The 17,502-nt window shown below is 73.1% G+C and carries 17 protein-coding genes; 9 read left to right on the forward strand and 8 right to left on the reverse strand.

Going from position 1 to position 17,502, the window contains the following annotated elements; all coding sequences use genetic code 11:
* Nucleotides 1-102: 102 nt before the first annotated feature.
* Together AC4IJH_RS26155 and AC4IJH_RS26160 are read right to left on the reverse strand one after the other, a co-directional pair.
* Complete coding sequence (locus tag AC4IJH_RS26155; RefSeq protein WP_490854311.1) at nucleotides 103-1,743, reverse strand: ABC transporter permease; 1,641 nt, start codon at nucleotides 1,741-1,743, stop codon at nucleotides 103-105.
* The gene (locus AC4IJH_RS26160) at nucleotides 1,740-2,687 is read right to left on the reverse strand and encodes an ABC transporter ATP-binding protein (protein WP_490854312.1); all 948 of its coding nucleotides are present in this window, start codon (nucleotides 2,685-2,687) and stop codon (nucleotides 1,740-1,742) included. The genes AC4IJH_RS26155 and AC4IJH_RS26160 overlap by 4 nt, the downstream gene beginning before the upstream one ends.
* A gap of 101 nt (nucleotides 2,688-2,788) precedes the next feature.
* Here AC4IJH_RS26160 and AC4IJH_RS26165 point away from each other — a divergent pair, with 101 nt between their 5' ends.
* Nucleotides 2,789-3,304: a GbsR/MarR family transcriptional regulator gene (locus tag AC4IJH_RS26165; RefSeq protein ID WP_490854313.1), complete on the forward strand. Its 516-nt coding sequence runs from the start codon at nucleotides 2,789-2,791 to the stop codon at nucleotides 3,302-3,304.
* A gap of 40 nt (nucleotides 3,305-3,344) precedes the next feature.
* On the opposite strand, the gene AC4IJH_RS26170 is transcribed toward AC4IJH_RS26165, so the two are convergent.
* On the reverse strand, nucleotides 3,345-4,499 hold the full coding sequence (locus tag AC4IJH_RS26170) for a diacylglycerol kinase family protein (protein ID WP_490854314.1): 1,155 nt from the start codon (nucleotides 4,497-4,499) through the stop codon (nucleotides 3,345-3,347).
* A gap of 440 nt (nucleotides 4,500-4,939) precedes the next feature.
* On the opposite strand from AC4IJH_RS26170, the gene AC4IJH_RS26175 reads away from it, so the two are divergent.
* Nucleotides 4,940-6,226 (forward strand): adenylosuccinate synthase, encoded by a 1,287-nt coding sequence (locus AC4IJH_RS26175; protein WP_490854315.1) that lies wholly within the window; start codon nucleotides 4,940-4,942, stop codon nucleotides 6,224-6,226.
* 114 nt (nucleotides 6,227-6,340) lie between these two features.
* On the opposite strand, the gene AC4IJH_RS26180 is transcribed toward AC4IJH_RS26175, so the two are convergent.
* A complete protein-coding gene (locus AC4IJH_RS26180; protein ID WP_490854316.1) occupies nucleotides 6,341-6,808 on the reverse strand; it encodes a MerR family transcriptional regulator in 468 nt (155 codons plus the stop codon).
* A gap of 109 nt (nucleotides 6,809-6,917) precedes the next feature.
* Between AC4IJH_RS26180 and AC4IJH_RS26185 the strand changes: the two genes are divergently transcribed.
* Complete coding sequence (locus AC4IJH_RS26185) at nucleotides 6,918-8,117, forward strand: MFS transporter (protein ID WP_490854317.1); 1,200 nt, start codon at nucleotides 6,918-6,920, stop codon at nucleotides 8,115-8,117.
* Nucleotides 8,118-8,290: 173 nt separating this feature from the next.
* Here the strand turns inward: AC4IJH_RS26185 and AC4IJH_RS26190 are convergent, their stop codons facing one another.
* Nucleotides 8,291-8,797 carry a DinB family protein gene (locus AC4IJH_RS26190; RefSeq protein ID WP_490854318.1) on the reverse strand — a complete coding sequence of 169 codons (507 nt, stop codon included), beginning with the start codon at nucleotides 8,795-8,797 and terminating at the stop codon, nucleotides 8,291-8,293.
* 217 nt (nucleotides 8,798-9,014) lie between these two features.
* Between AC4IJH_RS26190 and AC4IJH_RS26195 the strand changes: the two genes are divergently transcribed.
* Nucleotides 9,015-9,680, forward strand: a complete 666-nt coding sequence (locus tag AC4IJH_RS26195) for a DUF4956 domain-containing protein (protein ID WP_490854319.1) — start codon at nucleotides 9,015-9,017, stop codon at nucleotides 9,678-9,680.
* Nucleotides 9,681-9,685: 5 nt separating this feature from the next.
* Nucleotides 9,686-10,486: a polyphosphate polymerase domain-containing protein gene (locus AC4IJH_RS26200; protein ID WP_490854354.1), complete on the forward strand. Its 801-nt coding sequence runs from the start codon at nucleotides 9,686-9,688 to the stop codon at nucleotides 10,484-10,486.
* Between the two features lie 126 nt (nucleotides 10,487-10,612).
* Here the strand turns inward: AC4IJH_RS26200 and AC4IJH_RS26205 are convergent, their stop codons facing one another.
* Both AC4IJH_RS26205 and AC4IJH_RS26210 read right to left on the reverse strand, forming a co-directional pair.
* Entirely contained in the window at nucleotides 10,613-11,908 is a 1,296-nt protein-coding gene (locus AC4IJH_RS26205) for an ATP-binding protein (RefSeq protein WP_490854320.1), read from the reverse strand.
* 3 nt (nucleotides 11,909-11,911) lie between these two features.
* Nucleotides 11,912-12,625: a response regulator transcription factor gene (locus tag AC4IJH_RS26210; RefSeq protein ID WP_490854321.1), complete on the reverse strand. Its 714-nt coding sequence runs from the start codon at nucleotides 12,623-12,625 to the stop codon at nucleotides 11,912-11,914.
* Between the two features lie 230 nt (nucleotides 12,626-12,855).
* Here AC4IJH_RS26210 and AC4IJH_RS26215 point away from each other — a divergent pair, with 230 nt between their 5' ends.
* From AC4IJH_RS26215 to AC4IJH_RS26230, 4 genes are all read left to right on the forward strand, one after another.
* On the forward strand, nucleotides 12,856-13,371 hold the full coding sequence (locus tag AC4IJH_RS26215; protein ID WP_490854322.1) for a hypothetical protein: 516 nt from the start codon (nucleotides 12,856-12,858) through the stop codon (nucleotides 13,369-13,371).
* A 168-nt stretch (nucleotides 13,372-13,539) separates the two neighbouring features.
* The gene (locus AC4IJH_RS26220; RefSeq protein WP_490854355.1) at nucleotides 13,540-14,901 is read left to right on the forward strand and encodes an aspartate aminotransferase family protein; all 1,362 of its coding nucleotides are present in this window, start codon (nucleotides 13,540-13,542) and stop codon (nucleotides 14,899-14,901) included.
* Between the two features lie 127 nt (nucleotides 14,902-15,028).
* The gene (locus AC4IJH_RS26225; protein WP_490854323.1) at nucleotides 15,029-15,706 is read left to right on the forward strand and encodes a GntR family transcriptional regulator; all 678 of its coding nucleotides are present in this window, start codon (nucleotides 15,029-15,031) and stop codon (nucleotides 15,704-15,706) included.
* A 139-nt stretch (nucleotides 15,707-15,845) separates the two neighbouring features.
* A complete protein-coding gene (locus AC4IJH_RS26230; RefSeq protein WP_490854324.1) occupies nucleotides 15,846-16,496 on the forward strand; it encodes a putative DNA-mimic protein in 651 nt (216 codons plus the stop codon).
* Between the two features lie 48 nt (nucleotides 16,497-16,544).
* On the opposite strand, the gene AC4IJH_RS26235 is transcribed toward AC4IJH_RS26230, so the two are convergent.
* Nucleotides 16,545-17,288, reverse strand: coding sequence for an SLATT domain-containing protein (locus AC4IJH_RS26235; protein ID WP_490854325.1), 744 nt, complete (start codon nucleotides 17,286-17,288; stop codon nucleotides 16,545-16,547).
* Nucleotides 17,289-17,502: the final 214 nt, after the last annotated feature.

Genomic DNA, 17,502 nt, shown 5'->3' on the forward strand with positions numbered 1-17,502 from the left:
GAGTGGCCAGCGTCCCGTCAGGGGCGCGGGGAACTGCGCGGCCGGCCGCAGACGGCCCGCAGCCGACACAGGCTCTGACCCCAGGCCGCCGACCTCCCGGCGTCAGCCGATGTCGCGCCGCCGCAACGCGGCCAGCCCCAGCACCACGCCGAGCGCGGCGGCCGGCAGCAGCCACAGGAAGGGAGCGGCGCTCGCCTCGGCGCCCGGGAGCTTGGGCAGGTGGCTGAAGGGAGAGAGGTTCATCACCGCCCGGGGGAGGTCGAGCGCGGGGCCGATCCAGCCGAGGGCCAGGCAGCCGCCGACGACCGCCCAGGTGGCCGCCGTCGCCCTGGGCAGCGCGCCGAACAGCAGCACCGCGACGCCGGTCAGCGCCCAGATCGCCGGGACCTGCGCGAGGGCCGCGCCCAGTACGGGGCCGAGCTGCGCGCCGATGTCCTCCACCGCGATGCCGTACGAGACGCCCAGGGCCAGCCCGCCGACGACCGTCACCACGACCGTGCCCAGGAAGGCGAGGGCCAGATGGCTCGCCGCCCAGCGCAGCCGTCCCACCGCGCAGGCCAGCACCGGCTCGGCCCGCCCGGCGCTCTCCTCGGAGCGCAGCCGCAGCACCGAGCCCGCCGCGTACAGGGCCGCGACCATGCCCAGCATGCCGACCATGGTGGCCAGGAAGGCCTCGGTCAGGCCCTGTTGGCCGCCCATCCGCTCGACGATCTCGCGGGTCTGCGCGCTGTCGCCGACCAGGTCGGCGGCGCCGTCGGCGATGCCGCCGAAGACGGCTCCGGCGAAGAGGAAGCCGAGCGACCAGCCGAGCAGGGTGGTGCGCTGCAGGCGCCAGGCCAGGCCGAAGGCGCCGTTGAGGGAGGCGGGGGCGTGCCGCGGTCCCGGCCGGGCGGGCAGGAAGCTCATGCCCACGTCGCGGCGGGCGGTCAGCGCGTACGCGGCGCAGGCGGCGACCGCCGTGGCGGCGAGGAACAGCAGCAGGACCCACCAGCGTTCACCGGCGAAGGCGCGCAGGTTCTCCGCCCAGCCGATGGGCGAGATCCAGGTCAGCGGCGAGGAGCCGTCCTGGGAGTCGGCGTCGCCCGCGGCCCGCAGCACGAAGGCGGCGCCCAGCACCGCGCCGGTCAGGCCCTTGGCGAGCCGGGCGCTCTCGGTGAGCTGTGCGGCGATCGCCGCCAGCGCGGCGAAGAGCATGCCGCTCGCGCCGATGCCCAGGCCCAGCGCGAGCGAACCACCCGTCGGCTGACCGGACTTGGCCAGCCCCGCGGCGATCACCAGCGCGAGCGCCGCATTGGCGGCGAGCGCGGTGAGCAGGGCTGCGGTCAGCGGCGCGCGCCGGCCCACCATGGCGGCCGACAGCATCTCCTGACGGCCCGTCTCCTCCTCCTCGCGGGTGTGCCGTACGACGACGAGCAGGCTCATCACGGCGGCGAGGACGGCGGCGAAGCCCCCGATGCGCCAGGCGAGCAGCCCGCCCACGGAGTCGTCGAAGACCGGCCCGTACAGCGCCCGCATCGACCCGTTGGCGCTCATCGAGCGGGCGATGCCGGCGCGCTGGGCGGCGGTGCCGTACAGCGTCTCCATGGTCGAGGCCATGCTGACGACGGTGAGGCCCAGCGCCAGCACCCACGCCGGGATCATGACCCGGTCGCGGCGCAGCGCGAGCCGCAACAGGGCGCCCGTACCGGCCAGTTCGCCGCGCGAGCGGCGGCGGGCGACGGGGGCGGTGGCCACGGCGGTCATCGCGCGGCCGCCTGGTGCGCGGTGGCGCCGGACCCCGCCCGTACGCCGGCCCCTGTGGCCCCTGCGTTCTGGTAGTGCCGCAGGAACAGCTCCTCCAGCGTCGGCGGCGTGCTGGTCAGGCTGCGCACCCCCGCCCCGGTCAGCGAGCGCAGCACCGCGTCGAGCTTGTCGGTGTCCACCTGGAGGCGGACCCGGTGGCCCTGTACGTCCAGGTCGTGCACGCCGGGCAGCTGCGAGAGGCCGTCGGGTGCCCCGGCCAGTTCGGCGCTCACGCTCGTACGGGTCAGATGCCGCAGGTCGGCCAGCGAGCCGGACTCGACGGTCCGCCCCTTGCGGATGATGCTGACCCGGTCGCACAGCGCCTCGACCTCGGACAGCACATGGCTGGAGAGCAGGACGGTACGGCCGCGGTCGCGCTCCTCGGCGACGCAGTCCTGGAAGACCTCCTCCATCAGCGGGTCCAGGCCCGAGGTCGGCTCGTCCAGGATCAGCAGATCCACGTCCGAGGCGAACGCGGCGACCAGGGCGACCTTTTGGCGGTTGCCCTTGGAGTAGGTGCGCCCCTTCTTGGTGGGGTCGAGCTCGAAGCGCTCCAGGAGGTCGTCCCTGCGGGCCTTGTCGAGCCCTCCGCGCAGCCTGCCGTACAGGTCGATGACCTCGCCGCCGGAGAGGTTGCGCCACAGGGTGACGTCGCCGGGTACGTAGGCGATGCGGCGGTGCAGGGCGACGGCGTCCCGCCAGGGGTCCTTGCCCAGCAGTTGAGCGGCGCCGCGGTCGGCGCGCAGCAGCCCGAGCAGGACGCGGATGGTGGTGGACTTCCCGGCGCCGTTGGGCCCGAGGAAGCCGTGCACCTCACCGGTCTCGACGCCGAGGTCGAGGCCGTCCAGCGCGTGGGTCCGGCCGAAGGACTTATGGAGGCCGACCACGGAGATTGCCTTGGTCATGTTTCTGAACGTACGCTACTTTCACAAACTTGTGAAGTTAAGGAAGCGTATAAAGTTGGGCCGGGGGCTCTGAGCAGGCAAGCAGCGGAGAGGATGCGGACATGAGCGATCAGCAGGCGTCCGGCGGGGCACACGAACGGGACACGGAAGCCGTCGGGCAGTTCGTCGAGCGCTTCGCCTCACAACTGGCCGAGGCCGGCATGCCGCGGATGCCCGCCCGCATCTTCGCCTGCCTGCTCGCCTCCGACGAGGGCGTGCTGACCTCCGCCGAACTGGGCGAACGCCTCCAGGTCAGCCCCGCCGCCGTCTCCGGCGCGGTCCGCTACCTCAGCACGATGCACATGGTCAGCCGCGAGCGCGAGCCCGGCTCCCGGCGCGACCGCTACCGCGTGCACAGCTCCCAGTGGTACGAGGCCATGACCCAGCGCGACAGCTTCCTGACCCGCTGGGAGGCCACGCTGCGCGAGGGCATCTCCGTCCTGGGCAGCGACACCCCGGCCGGCGGCCGGGTCGGCGAGACGCTGCTCTTCTTCGAGTTCCTGCACAAGGAGATGGGCGAGCTGATGGACCGCTGGAAGGTCTACCTGGAGGACCAGCGGCGGGGGAGCGGGGCGTAGCCCTCAGGCCCGCCCGCCCCGCCCGTCACTTCACTTCACTTCACTTCCGCGGCAGCGTGAGGCGCCAGGCGCCCGGCTGGACCGTCCAGGTCCGCGTCCTGACCGGGCCGCCCACCACCGTGTCCGCCCGGTAGCGGAAGTCCGCGCCCGAGACCGTCACCGCGCGGGCCCGGGCCACGACCAGCGCCGCGTCGTCGTCCGCGCCGCCGTCCTTGGGGCCCGCGCCCGGCGCGGGACGCACGACCACCCGCGCCAGCCCGCCCTTCGGCCCCTCGCCCGTGCCCGCCTCCGCGGCGGGCAGCGGCCCGGCCGTGGACACCGACACCCCGGCCACCGGCCGGTCCAGGTCCGCCAGCAGCACCCCGTCCGCCTCCACCCGCAGCCGGTAGGCCGAGCGCCGCTCCCCGGCCCGGCCGCCGCCCGCCCCCGAGCCGCCCGCCGAGCCCAGTACGGGCAGCGGCCGCGTCAGGGTCCGTACGAAGGAGCGGCAACTGCGCAGCGGCGGCGTCCACCACGGTTCACAGGCCCCGTCGCGGCGCCCCCGCCGCGCCGCGCCGGGACCTTCGCCGCCGGGGCCCGAAGGTGCGGCAGAGCCGTCGGGCGAGGTCCCCTCGCCCGGCTCCCGCTCGCCGCGCCCCGCCCCTTCGAGGCCGTCGCGCTGCCCGTAGCCCGGATGGCCGCCGTGTCCCCCGTACGGCCCCATCCGCGCAAAATCTTCCGCCCCGGCGCCCTCCTCCAGCCCGAAGACGGCGCCGGCGGGCACCGCGAGGTCCCCCAGCACGATGCCGCCGCTGTCGTCGGAGAGCAGGTCCAGGGCGCGTTCCTCGCCGTCCAGGACGGCCCGCGCCGCGGCCACCGCGTCGGTGGGCACGCCCAGCGCTCTGGTGAGCGCCACGGCGGACGGGGCGCCCACCGGGACCACCGACAGCGCCACCCGCGCCAGCTCGCGCTCCTTGTGCAGCAGTGCCACCACACGCAGCAGCGCACGGTCGTCGCCGATCACGACGGGGCGGCGATGGCCCAGGCGGGCGAGTGCCCGCGCGTACTCCTCGGGGCCGTCGGGGAAACAGATCTTCGTGGCCGCGCCCGCGCACAGCACGTCCTTCGCGATGCGCACGGACTCACCGTCCGTGCCGCGGGCGACCGGGTCGATGACCACGAGCAACGAGTGCTCGGCGGGGTCTGGAGCCGACACCTCGGTCCTTCCTCAGGTGCTGCGATTTCTCGGGTGCCTCTGCCGGGCGCCGGGCGGTGCGCGTCCACGGTGCGAACGGATCGCGCCCCGGGCGCCTTGGCAGTGCTGCTGCGGTGCTGCTGGTGCGGTACTTCTACGCTGCTGCTGACCTGCTTCTTCGCTGCTACATCGCTACTTCTACGCGGTTTCCCGGGGGCGAGGAACACCTGCGGCAGGCCGCCGGGGGCTGCGCGTCCCCGGTCGGAGACGGGCGCCCGGGGCCGTCCTGTTCGTCGCCCGAGAGAAATGTTCGGTAATCTCTCGGTGCAAGAGCCCCTGTCGCTGTTGCGCCAGGGGCTTCGTCTATCCGGGGCACCGGTTCGACGGCTCGAGCGGCGGCTGCGCCATGCCGCAAGCCGCTCGCACGTTGGACATGCCCCGCCCGGAAGGGGTGTACGCCTGTGCCCGCACTTGTGCTGCTCGGTGCTCAGTGGGGTGACGAGGGCAAGGGAAAGGCCACCGACCTGCTCGGTGGATCCGTCGATTACGTGGTGCGCTACCAGGGCGGCAACAACGCCGGCCACACGGTCGTCGTTGGCGACCAGAAATACGCGCTGCATCTTCTCCCCTCCGGAATCCTCTCGCCGGGGTGCACCCCGGTCATCGGCAACGGCGTCGTCGTCGACCCGGCGGTCCTGCTCTCCGAGCTGAGCGGACTCAACGAGCGCGGCGTCGACACGTCCAAGCTGCTGGTCAGCGGCAACGCGCATCTGATCACGCCGTACAACGTCACCCTCGACAAGGTGACGGAACGCTTCCTCGGCAAGCGGAAGATCGGCACGACCGGTCGCGGTATCGGCCCGACGTACGCCGACAAGATCAACCGCACCGGCATCCGCGTCCAGGACCTCTACGACGAGTCGATCCTTCAGCAGAAGGTCGAGGCGGCGCTGGAGTCCAAGAACCAGCTGCTGGCGAAGGTCTTCAACCGGCGCGCGATCGAGTCCGGCAAGATCGTCGAGGAGATGCTCCAGTACGCGGAGCAGATCAAGCCGTACGTCGCCGACACCACGCTGATCCTGAACAACGCGATCGACGACGGCAAGGTCGTGCTGTTCGAAGGCGGACAGGGCACCCTCCTCGACGTCGACCACGGCACGTACCCCTTCGTCACCTCCTCCAACCCCACCGCGGGCGGCGCCTGCACGGGCGCGGGTGTCGGTCCCACGAAGATCAGCCGGGTCATCGGCATCCTGAAGGCCTACACGACCCGCGTCGGCGCGGGCCCGTTCCCCACGGAGCTCTTCGACGCCGACGGTGAGGCGCTGCGCACCATCGGTGGCGAGCGCGGTGTCACCACCGGCCGCGACCGCCGCTGCGGCTGGTTCGACGCGGTCATCGCCCGCTACGCGACCCGCGTCAACGGCCTGACCGACTTCTTCCTCACCAAGCTCGACGTGCTCACCGGCTGGGAGCAGATCCCGGTCTGTGTCGCCTACGAGATCGACGGCAAGCGCGTCGAGGAACTCCCGTACTCCCAGACCGACTTCCACCACGCGAAGCCGATCTACGAGACGCTGCCCGGCTGGAACGAGGACATCACCAAGGCGAAGTCCTTCTCCGACCTCCCCAAGAACGCCCAGGCCTACGTCAAGGCCCTTGAGGAGATGTCCGGCGCCCCGATCTCCGCCATCGGCGTCGGCCCCGGCCGCGACGAGACCATCGAGATCAACTCCTTCCTGTCGTAAGGAAGTCCCTCTCGTAGCCGAGAGACGCACCGATGCCGAAGGGCCCGCACCCCGGACCGACTTCCGGGGGCGGGCCCTTCGGCGTGCGCGGGGCGGGGCCGGGGCGCCGGTACCTCAGCCGGCCGCGGCCCGCGCGGCGGCCCCGCTCTCCGCCTCGCTTTCCGCCGCGCTCTGCGCGGGCATCGAGCACGGCATACGGGCCGTGCCGGCGGGCGGTGCGCCGTCGGCGATGCCGGCGGCCTCCACGTAGGCGCGGATGGCGTCGCGGTTGCGCACCAGGACGTCGATGCGCTGCTGGATCTCGGCGAGTTCGTGGGCGAGGTTGGCGGCCAGGGTGGGGTGGACCATCGGGCGCATCTCCGTACCGGTGCCGACGAAGCACGGTACGAACTCCCGGATGGCCTGGGTGGACAGGCCCGCCTTGAGCAGATCGCGGATCTGCTCGACGCGCTCGACGGAGCCCTCGGCATAGGTGCGGTAGCCGTTGGGCCTGCGGTGCGGGTGCAGCAGACCCTGCTCCTCGTAGTAGCGCAGCAGCCGGGTGCTGACGCCCGTTCTGCGGGAAAGCTCTCCGATCTTCACGTGGTCTACCTCACTGTCCGGCGGCTTGACCTTCACATTGATGGAAAAGTTTACGGTCCTGGCTATGAATGCAACGGCCAACGGTGCACCGCCGTCCGGAAAGGCGGCTGTGGCCAGCTTGATCACGCTCTTCGTCGGAGCCTTCCTCACCATCACCACCGAAACGCTCCCCATGGGGCTGCTGCCGCAGATGAGCGAGAGCATCGGTGTCTCGCAGTCGATGACCGGCCAACTCGTCTCGCTCTACGCGCTCGTCACGCTGCTGGTGACGCTGCCGCTCACCGCGTGGACCTCGCACTGGCCACGCCGTGGGCTGTTCGTATCGATCATGGTGGTGTTCGCGGCGAGCAACCTCCTGCTCGCCGTCGCACCGAACTATGCCGTCGCGGTCGCGGCCCGGCTGATCGCCGCCGCCGTGCACGGCGTGCTGTGGTCGATGATGGCCGCCTACGCCACGCGCCTGGTGCCCCCGGAGAAGGCGGGCCGCGCGGTGGCCGTCGTCTTCGCGGGCAACTCCGCCGCGCTGACCCTCGGCGTGCCGCTGGGCACCGCCATCGGCAACGCGCTGGGCTGGCGGGTCTCCTTCACCGCCATGGGCGTCATATCCGTCCTCGTCGTGATCGCGGCGGCGACGCTGCTGCCGCAGGTCGAGGGCGTGAAGTCCGGCAAGGTCGGCGTCGGTGTCGCCGTCAGGACCCCGGGCGTCAAGGCGATCGTGCTCGCCACGACCCTGATCATGCTGGGCCACTTCACCTTCTACACCTACATCGCGCCCTACCTGGAGAACCGCGGCATCCCCGAAACGGGCGTCAGCGGCGTGCTGTTCGGCTTCGGCGTCGCCGGCATCGTGGGTGTCTGGGCGGCCGGTGTCCTGGTCGACAAGCGGCCGCGCGGGGCGATGCTGTGGGCGGCCGGGCTGGTCACGCTCTCCATGGCGGGCCTCGGCGCCGTCAACGGCGCGCCCGTGGTGACGGTCGCGCTGTCCATCGTGCTGGGCCTGGCCTACGCCGCCCTGCCCACCCTCCTGCAGTCCGCGGCCCTCAAGGCCTCACCGGCCGCCCGGACCGCCGCGTCCTCGCTGTTCATCCTGGCCTTCAACCTGGGCATCTTCGCCGGGTCCGGCGGCGGCGGACAGGTCCTGTCGCACCTGGGTGTCGGCTGGCTGCCCGTCATCGCCGCCGTACTGGCCGCCGGTGCCACCCTCACGGTCGCCCTGAGCCGCCACCACGGCTTCCCCGCCACCTCCTCCACCCCCCAGCCCCCCAGCCCCACCCCCCAGAACCACGAACCCGAACTCGCCGCCAACTGAACCTCGTACCACCTCATCCGGTCGTGAAGAGGCGCGACTTCCCCGGCGAGCGGGCACAGGACCGCGCCTCGCCGACCCGTGCGACCGGCCCAACGCCCTCCTGCTGCTGATCGGCATGCTTGCGGTTGGAGTGCGCCGTGGGCGCCCGGTCGCCTGTGGGGCGGTGGGTGGTTTCAGGCGCCGACGCTGCCGTCGATGGCCTCGCGGAGGAAGTCGGCGTGGCCGTTGTGGCGGGCGTATTCGTTGGTGACGTGGAGGAGGACCATGCGCAGGGAGACTTCGCCGTTCCAGCGGGGCTGGTGGCCGGTGATGTCGAGGGAGGCGGCGGCCGCCTCGATGCGGCGGGCGTGGGCGATCTCGGCCCGCCAGGCGGCGAAGGCCTCCTCGGCGTCGGCCTCGCGCGCGTCGTAGGCCACCTGGAAGTCGCCCTCGGGCGACCACACCAACGGCACGTCCTCCTTGTTGATCACCCGGCGGAACCAGACGCGTTCGACCTCTGCCATGTGCCGTACGAGGCCGAGCAGGCAGAGCGCGGAGGGCGGCATCGACCGGTGGCGCAGAGCGTCCTGGTCCAGGCCCTCGCACTTCATGGCGAGCGTGGCGCGCTGGAATTCGAGGTGGGAGCGCAGCGCCTCGCGCTCGTCGGCGATCAGGGGCGGGGCAATGCGTTCGGTCGTCATGGGGGTGCGCTTCCTTCAGGGAGGGGCGGGCGGCTCTGCCGGATTCTGCCGGGCGGCGGGGGTGGTCCGCAGTGAATATCGCGGTGGGCGGCGCTGCTCCTGTCCCGGCCGTGCGAAGGGTGTTAACCGCGGCCAGGGGCGGGGTTAACCCGGCCGTCCCTAGCGTTCGGCGCGTACCTGCCAAAGATGGGCGGGCCGTGGAACGACAGGAGGCGTCATGGGGACATTCGGGGAGCTCGCCGCGCGGTTCGGGCTGGATCTGGCCGCGGTGTGCGTGCTGACCTTCGCCGTCTACTACCCGCGGCACCGGCGGCGGGATCTGATACCGGCCTATCTCTCGCTCAACGTCGCGCTGTTCTCGGTGGTCGCCGCGCTGGCGCGGGTGGGCGAGGGCGGCGGGATGGCGCTGGGCTTCGGGCTGTTCGGGGTGCTGTCGATCATCCGGCTGCGCTCGGACTCCATCCAGCACGAGGAGGTCGCGTACTACTTCACGACGCTGGTGCTGGGGCTGCTGTGCGGGCTGCCGCACCTGGACTTCCCGGTGGCCGCCTCGATGGCCGCCTTCCTGCTGCTGGTCATCCATGTCGCCGACCACCCGCGGCTGTTCAGCCGCAGCCGCCGCGCGCTGGTCACGCTGGACGTGGTGCACAGCGATCCGGCCGAGCTGCGCGCCGACCTGGCCGCGCGCCTGGGGGAGCCGCTGAAGTGGACGGTGCAGGAAGTGGATTATGTCCGGGACCTGATGGTGGTGGATGTCCGCTTCCGCCTGCCGAAAGCTTTGCCGGAACTTTCCGGGTCCGTGACTCGTACAACGACACACCGCACCGCCGACCGGTCCCGCACGATCACCCGTCCCCGTACGCCCAGCAAGGAGACCGTGTGAGCCCCGTGATACCCGCCGTACGCGCCATCGGCCGCGCCGCGCTGGCCGCCCGCCCCATCACCCTGTCCGAACTCCAGGTCCGCGCCGAGCTGCTGGCCCGCTTCGACCACAGCTATCTCGTGCCGTACGAGATCTTCGCCGAGTTCGCCGCCGAGCTGACCGACCCGCGCAGACCCGGCGGCCCCTTCAAGTCGCTGTGCATCAACGGGCGCCGCTGGTTCCGCTACCACTCCGTCTACTACGACACCCCCGCGCTGCGCTGCTTCCACGACCACCGGCAGGGCCGCCGCCTCCGCTTCAAGATCCGCGAGCGGCTCTACGAGGACACCGGGGAGCGGCAGTTCGAGATCAAGCTCAAGGGGCGGCGCGGCGAGACGGTCAAGCACCGGCAGCCGCTGATGCCGGGCGACGCGGCGCTGGGGCAGGCCCCGCGCGGCTTCCTGGCCGCCGTCCTGGACCGTACGTACGGCATCCAGGCCCCCACGGACCTGGGACTGTCGATAGAGACCGACTACCAGCGGGCCACCTTCGTCGCGGACGGACAGCGCATCACCTGCGACGCGGGGCTGGTCTGCCGCGACCTGGAGACGGGGCGCACCGTGCGCTCCGACGGCGGCCTCGTCCTGGTCGAGACCAAGACCACCGGCCGCCTGACGGAGGCGGACCGGCTGCTGCACGGGTACGGGCTGCGCGCCGCGGAGTTCACCAAGTACTGCGGCGCGCTGGCCGCGCTGCGGCCGGACCTGAACGCGAACCGATGGCGGCGGGGGGGGGGGGCGGGCCCCCCCCCCTTTCCGGCGGCCTGAGCGCTTCGCCGGGGGCGCGGTGCGCCGTGGCCGGCCGCGCCCACGCGGCGGATCCGCAGAGCGACACGGCCCCGCGCCCCTTCTCGCGCAGCTCCCCGCGCCCCTGTAGGGCACGGCCGAATCGTCCTAGGGCCCGGCCCCGAACGCCGCCGTGATGCGCGCGCCGCCTCCCGCCCCCGCCCCGAACTCCACCGCGCCGCCCGACTCCTGGGCGGCGCGGCGCACGATGTCCAGGCCCAGCCCGGTGGAGCCGCCGCCGCTGTTGCCGCGCTCGTGGACATGGCCCTCGGGGAAGCCGGGCCCGTCGTCCTCCATGACCAGCAGGCCGCGGCCGCCGTCCGCCAGGACCGTCACACGCATGCCCGCGCCCTCCGGCGTGTGGTCGAAGACGTTGCCGATCAGGGCGTCCAGGGCGGCGGCCAGTTCGGTGTCGGCGCAGCGTACGGGGACGGGGGAGGCGGGGGCCGCGCAGTCCAGGGTGCGACCCTGGTCCTCGGCCAACGGGCGCCAGAAGTCGGCGCGTTCGCGGGCGACGGCCGCCAGATCGGCGTGCGGCGGGCCGTCCGTGTTCTCGCGCAGCGGTCTGCGGGCCGTCCGGATCACCTCGTCCACGCTGCGCTCCAGCGCCGCCACGTCCGCCGCGATCCGCTCCGCCTCCGCCGTGTCGCGCAGCCCCTCCGCGTCCAGGCGCAGCGCGGCCACCGGGGTGCGCAGGCGGTGCGCCAGGTCGGCGGCGTTCTCCCGCTCGGCGGTCAGGAAGCCGTGGATACGGTCGGCGAGATGGTTGAGCTGGGCGGCGACCAGGCGGAGTTCGGGCGGTCCGGACGGGGCGGCGCGGGCGGTCAGATCGCCCGCCGCGAGGCGGTCGGCGATCTGGGCGAGGCGGCGGGTGGAGCCCACCAGGCGGGCGCCGAGCCGGTCGGCGACGGCCAGGCCGAGCAGGATCAGGCCCGCGCCGAGCCCGGCGAAGGAGAGCGAGGAGGCCAGCGTGCCCGCGTACAACTGCTGGTCGCTGAGGGCGACATGGACGACGGCCGTGCCGCCGGCGATGCCCTGCACCGGCACCAGGACCGTACGCCCGCCGCCTGCGGGCTCGTAGGCGAAGGCCCGGCCGAAGCGGGCCAGCCGGATCGCGTCGGTCACCGCAGTGGCGGGGCCCAGGACCGTGCCGTCGGCCAGGATCACCGAAGTGCGCGGCAGATCGGGCCCGTTGGCGGAGGTGACGACCGTGGCGGCGGCCGCCCGGCCCCCGCCCGACAGCGCCTGGCCCACGCCGGTGGCCAGCGAGTGGGCGCGCGAGGTGGCGTCCGCGGTGGCCCGGTCGGCGGCGTGGCTGCGGGTGAGCAGGGCCAGCGGCACCAGCAGCGCGGCCAGCACGAGAGCGGTGGTCGCGGCGGTCAGGAGCAGGATGCTGCGGCGCACGGCTCACCCGTCGCCGTCGCACGAGCCATCGGACGAGCCGTCGGGCGCGGCCAGTTTGACGCCCACCGTGCGCACCGTATGGAGGTAGCGCGGGCGCTGCGCCGTCTCGCCCAGTTTCCGCCGCAGCCACGACAGATGGACGTCCACCGTCTTGTCGGCGCCGCCCAGCGGCTGCTGCCACACCTGGGCCAGCAGCTCGCGCCGGGATATCACCTGCCCGGCGCGGCGGGCGAGGTAGGCCAGCAGGTCGAACTCGCGCGGGGTCAGGTCCAGCGCCCGGCCCGCCAGGGACACCTCGCGGGCCGCCGCGTCCAGGACCAGCTCGCCCACCCGCAGGGCGGGCTCCGGCTCGGTGCCGCCCAGCCGGCGCAGCACCGCCTTGATGCGGGCGTCCAGTTGGGCCGCGCCGAACGGCTTGACGATGTAGTCGTCGGCGCCGTCGCCCAGCACCGCGACCATGTCCGGCTCCTCGTCCCGCGCGGTGGCCACGATCACCGGTACGTCGCTGACGGCCCGCAGCATCCGCAGGACCTGCGCGCCGTCCACGTCCGGCAGCCCCAGATCCAGGACGACCAGGTCGGGGCGGTCGGTCACGGCGGCGTCCAGACCGGACATGCCGGTCGCGGCGGTGGCCACGGCGTGGCCGCGGTCGCGCAGCGCACGCACCAGCGCGCCGCGCAGCTGCGGGTCGTCCTCGACGACGAGGAGATGGGACATGCCGCCACCGTAGCCAGGCGGGCCGGCCGCGGGGGAGCCCCGGCCTCGGTCTTTGAACGGGCCTTAACCGGACGTTAGGAAAGGGTGCGGGAGGGTGGGGCGACGGGCAGACGCGCCTCCGTAAGGGGCGCGGGACCGCGCCGGCAGGCGGCTTTGCCGCGTGGGCGCGACCAGCCGCCACAGACGGCCCGCAGTCGACCGAACGGCCGGACAACCGGGAGGAACAGCAGATGGCTTGGCGCAGTGTGGCCGTGACGGCGGCCTGGGTGTGCGCGGTGGCCGGGGCGGGCGCCCTGGGCGCCTGGTCGCTGGCGAACGCCGACACCGGCGGCCGCAACACCCGGGCGGCCCCGCTGGACGACGCCGCCGTACGCGACAAGCTCGCCGCGGCCCGCTCCGCCTCCCCGCAGCCCGCCGCCACCCCTTCGACGGCGCCTGCGGAGCGCACCGCCGCCCCCACGCCGCACACCACCGGCGGCACCGTCCGCGTCACCGGCGGCAGCGTCACCGCCCAGTGCCGCGCCGACGGCCGGATCTACCTCACCGCCTGGAGCCCGGCTTCGGGCTACCGCGTCAAGGACGAGGTCGCCCGCGGCCCGGCCGCCGTCGCCGTCATCGCCTTCGAGCGCATCGACAACGGCGACGACGGCGAGGACCGCGCGTACGGGATCGGCTGCGCCCAGGGCAGGCCGCAGGCCGTACCGCCCGCGGGCCAGGGCGACGACGACGCCGATGACGACGACTGAGCGGTGCGCGGGCGGGCGCCGGGGCCGCCGACAGTGTGTCGACGGGCGTGGCGAGCGCCATACACAGTGTCGGTACCGGCGGCGGGAGGGTGATCCCTAGGCTGAGGACGTGCGCCGCCCTCCCGGCGGACCCGAGCGACCCGATCCGAGGTACTGACCGTGACCACGATGCCTCCCTCCTCCCTGCCCGACCCCGCCGCCGGTGCGGCGGTCAAGGCCGCCGACCGCGCCCACGTCTTCCACTCCTGGTCCGCGCAGGGCCTGATCGACCCGCTCGCCGTAGCCGGCGCCGAGGGCTCCTACTTCTGGGACTACGACGGCAACCGCTACCTCGACTTCTCCTCCCAGCTGGTCAACACCAACATCGGCCACCAGCACCCCAAGGTCGTCGCCGCGGTCCAGGAGCAGGCCGCCAAGCTGTGCACCATCGCGCCGGGCTTCGCCGTGGACGTACGCTCCGAGGCCGCCCGCCTGATAGCCGAGCGCACCCCCGGCGACCTCGACAAGATCTTCTTCACCAACGGCGGCGCCGAGGCGGTCGAGAACGCCGTCCGCATGGCCCGCCTGCACACCGGCCGTACGAAGGTGCTCTCCACCTACCGCTCGTACCACGGCGCCACCGCCGCCGCGATCAACCTCACCGGCGACCCGCGCCGCTGGCCCTCGGACACCGCCTCCGCCGGCGTCGTCCACTTCTGGGGCCCCTTCGCCTACCGCTCGCCCTTCCACTCCGTCTCCCAGGAGCAGGAGTGCGAGCGCGCGCTGGCCCACCTGGAAGAGACCATCGCCTTCGAGGGCCCGGCCTCCGTCGCCGCGATCATCCTGGAGACCGTCCCCGGCACCGCGGGCATCATGGTCCCGCCGCCCGGCTACCTGGCGGGCGTCCGCGAGATCTGCGACCGCTACGGCATCGTCTTCATCCTGGACGAGGTCATGGCGGGCTTCGGGCGCACCGGCCGCTGGTTCGCCGCCGACCACTTCGACGTCGTCCCCGACCTGCTCACCTTCGCCAAGGGCGTCAACTCCGGCTACGTCCCCCTGGGCGGCGTCGCCCTCTCCGCCGAGATCGCCGAGACCTTCTCCCAGCGTCCCTACCCGGGCGGCCTGACGTACTCGGGACACCCCCTGGCCTGCGCCTCCGCCGTGGCGACGATCAACGCCATGGCCGAGGAGCGCATCGTGGAGAACGCCGCCGAGATCGGCGAGAAGGTCATCGGCCCGGGCCTGCGGGAGATCGCCGGGCGCCACGCCTGCGCCGGCGAGGTGCGCGGCCTGGGCGTCTTCTGGGCACTGGAGCTGGTCAAGGACAAGCAGACCCGCGAGCCGCTGGTGCCCTACAACGCCGCGGGCGCGGCCAACGCCCCCATGGCCGCCTTCGCCGCCGCCTGCAAGGAACGCGGCCTGTGGCCGTTCGTGAACATGAACCGCACCCATGTCGTCCCGCCCTGCACCGTCACCGAGGCGGAGGCCAAGGAAGGCCTGGCCGCCCTGGACGAGGCACTCTCGGTGGCGGACGCGCACACGGTGTGAGCCATGGGGCGTTCCTCGCCTCCCGAGACGCACGCTGCGTGACAGCCCCCCACGGCCCTCGCCTATCGTGATGGCGAGGGCCGCGCTCCCGCACGCGGTCATGAGGACGTCGAAGGAGACGGACACGATGCCCGCCGGCGGAGCCAGCGCAGTCATACGGCGCAGCACCCTGCGCCAGCAGATCGCCGACGCGCTGCTGGACGAGGTGCTGGCGGGCCGGCTGCCCTCAGGCCACCAGTTCACCGTCAAGGAGATCGCCGACCAGTACGGCGTCTCCGCGACGCCCGTGCGCGAGGCCCTGCTGGACCTGTGCGCCCAGGGCCTGCTGGATGTCGAACAGCACCGCGGCTTTTGCGTGCACGCGTTCACGGCCGCCGATTTCCGGTCAATGGTCGAGGCCCGCACCCTCATCATCGAGGGCATCTTCCGCGGCCGGGCCGACCAGGCGCTGCGCACCGCCCCGTGCTCGGTGATGGTCTCCATCCGGCGCCGCGCCGAGGAGGCCGAACGGGCCGCCCGCGCGGGCGACTTGGACGTTCTCATCGGCTATGACCTGCGCTTCTGGCGAGAGCTGGGAAGCATCATAGGAAACCCGTACATCACCGAATTTCTCGGGCGAATCCGGGTGCAGACCTGGGTCTTCGCGGTGCCGCTGCTGCGCCGCCGCACCGACCTGGAGGGCTACCTCTGGCACGGCCACCGCGAGCTGGTCAACGCCGTCGTACGCCATGACCTGGCCGAGGCACAACGGCTTGTTCGCGAGTACAACGAGCACTCCCTCTCTCTCGTCGAGGGCCTCGCCTAGCGCTACGCTGCCCCGACCATCGACCGAAGAGACACCCCTGACGGCCCGTGTGCGTACGGTATGCCGTGCGCCCTGTACGCGAGGTCCTTCCTGTACGTACCGTGTCCGCACGCACCCGACCGGAAGCGAGCATTCACCCGTGGCATGTGACCTGTGGCTGGTACCCCTCGTCGATGTGTTGTGCCACAGCCCCGACAACCCCTTCTCCGAGGAACTCGCCGCATATGACGCGGCGCTCACCGAAGCGGGCCTGCCGCCCGTCCCCGTCTTCAGCTACATGCCGGGCCTGTCCGGCGATGTCGCGCCGGTCGCCGGCTTCGACTACGACGCCCTGCACTTCCTGCGCCGCGCCTACCTCCTGCAGATCTGCGGCCTCGCGGTGACCCCGGTGGGCGAACTGGGCGGCGACTACGAGCAGTTGCTGGAGATGTTCGAGACCACCGCCCAGCAGTCGCACCTGGTCTGGCACTACGACCACGCCGGGGCCTACGTACCCGTCGACTTCCCGCACCCGCTCGCCAACGACGAACTCCTGGAGGGCGGCGGCCCCTTGGGCTCCTCCCACGGCCTGCTGCGCGACCTGGAGCTGGTCGCCCCCGCCATCGGCATCGACCCCGCCAACCCGCCCGGCGCACCCGCGCCGCCCACCCGCCCCACCTCCCTGGAGGAGCGGGCCGACGGCACCCCCGCCGACGACAGCCCCTTCGCCCGCGAGCGGCACGTCTGGCTGGGCCTGCACGCCGCGGCCACCCGCAGCCTCGGCCAGGGCTCGATGATCGTCTTCAGCTGAGCGCGCCCCCGGCCCTCAGGGCCGGGGGCCGCACACCGGCTCCCCGGATCACCGAGGCGGCTCGGGGGGCCGCTGCCGCGGCATGTTGGGGCGCGTCCCCGGCGGCAGCGCGGTCAGCCGCGGCTGGCCGTTGCTCTCCGGGCGCGGCCCCCACGGCACCGTCGACTGCGTGGCCAGCGGCGCCGGTCCGACCCTGAACTCCACCATCCAGTCGGAGGTTTCGGACCGTACGAGCTCCGCGATGTCCTCGCTGAAGCGCCGCAGCACCCCAAGGCAGCGCTCCGCCGCCTCGCTCGCGGTGCCCTCCGTCGGGCCGAGCACCTCGCGCACGCTCTCCGAGGCCCAGTCGAACTGCAGCGTCTCCAGGCGCCGTTGCACGGCCTGCGCGGTGGCGACATCGCGCATCCAGCCGGCCGTCACCCCGAAGAAGCGGTCACAGCCCACGCACACCACGGCCACCAGCAGCGCCACATACCCCCACCGCGACCCGCCGCCGAACACCCCGGTCAGATCCAGCAGCGGCAGCAGCCCGCCGACGGCCACGCCGAGGGCGGCGCCCAGGCGCAGCGCGCGGGCGCCGCGCCGCTTCCATACGCGGTCCTTGAGATACCAGTCGGCGACGCGCAGCGCGCCCGCCTCCACCCACTGGTACAACTCGTCCAGGCGTTCCGCCGGTTCGCCCCAGTCCCCGAGCGGGAAGGACCGGCCCGCGAGGTCGTCCCGACCCCGGCCCTGGCCCCGCCCGCCCTCCTCCCGAGGGGGACCCTCGGGCTGCATCTCCGGCTGACTCACCCGTGCACTCCCTCTTGCAGATACGTGCGGTGCGCGCGGTACGTACGAGACGGCCGACTTACGCGCAGCACCCTTCCTACCGCCGAACGGCTGGCCTCGCCCCCAAGATCGCGATATTTCCGCCCGGAAGTGGCGTCACGTCGGCTATGGGCCCGCCCGGTGCCTCACTCGAAAGAGGTCCCGCGCGTCGCGGCGGCGCCCGTGACCCTGCCGC

Source organism: Streptomyces sp. UF-297 (genome assembly GCF_058245575.1).

What these genes read in the sequence shown, in the direction of transcription:
- AC4IJH_RS26165 (WP_490854313.1), top strand. Translation starts at nt 2,789, where the DNA reads ATGAGCGATCAGCAGGCGTCCGGCGGGGCACACGAACGGGACACGGAA.
- AC4IJH_RS26215 (WP_490854322.1), top strand. Translation starts at nt 12,856, where the DNA reads ATGGCTTGGCGCAGTGTGGCCGTGACGGCGGCCTGGGTGTGCGCGGTG.
- AC4IJH_RS26210 (WP_490854321.1), bottom strand. Translation starts at nt 12,625, where the DNA reads ATGTCCCATCTCCTCGTCGTCGAGGACGACCCGCAGCTGCGCGGCGCG.
- AC4IJH_RS26225 (WP_490854323.1), top strand. Translation starts at nt 15,029, where the DNA reads ATGCCCGCCGGCGGAGCCAGCGCAGTCATACGGCGCAGCACCCTGCGC.
- AC4IJH_RS26220 (WP_490854355.1), top strand. Translation starts at nt 13,540, where the DNA reads ATGCCTCCCTCCTCCCTGCCCGACCCCGCCGCCGGTGCGGCGGTCAAG.
- AC4IJH_RS26190 (WP_490854318.1), bottom strand. Translation starts at nt 8,797, where the DNA reads ATGACGACCGAACGCATTGCCCCGCCCCTGATCGCCGACGAGCGCGAG.
- AC4IJH_RS26155 (WP_490854311.1), bottom strand. Translation starts at nt 1,743, where the DNA reads ATGACCGCCGTGGCCACCGCCCCCGTCGCCCGCCGCCGCTCGCGCGGC.
- AC4IJH_RS26195 (WP_490854319.1), top strand. Translation starts at nt 9,015, where the DNA reads ATGGGGACATTCGGGGAGCTCGCCGCGCGGTTCGGGCTGGATCTGGCC.
- AC4IJH_RS26160 (WP_490854312.1), bottom strand. Translation starts at nt 2,687, where the DNA reads ATGACCAAGGCAATCTCCGTGGTCGGCCTCCATAAGTCCTTCGGCCGG.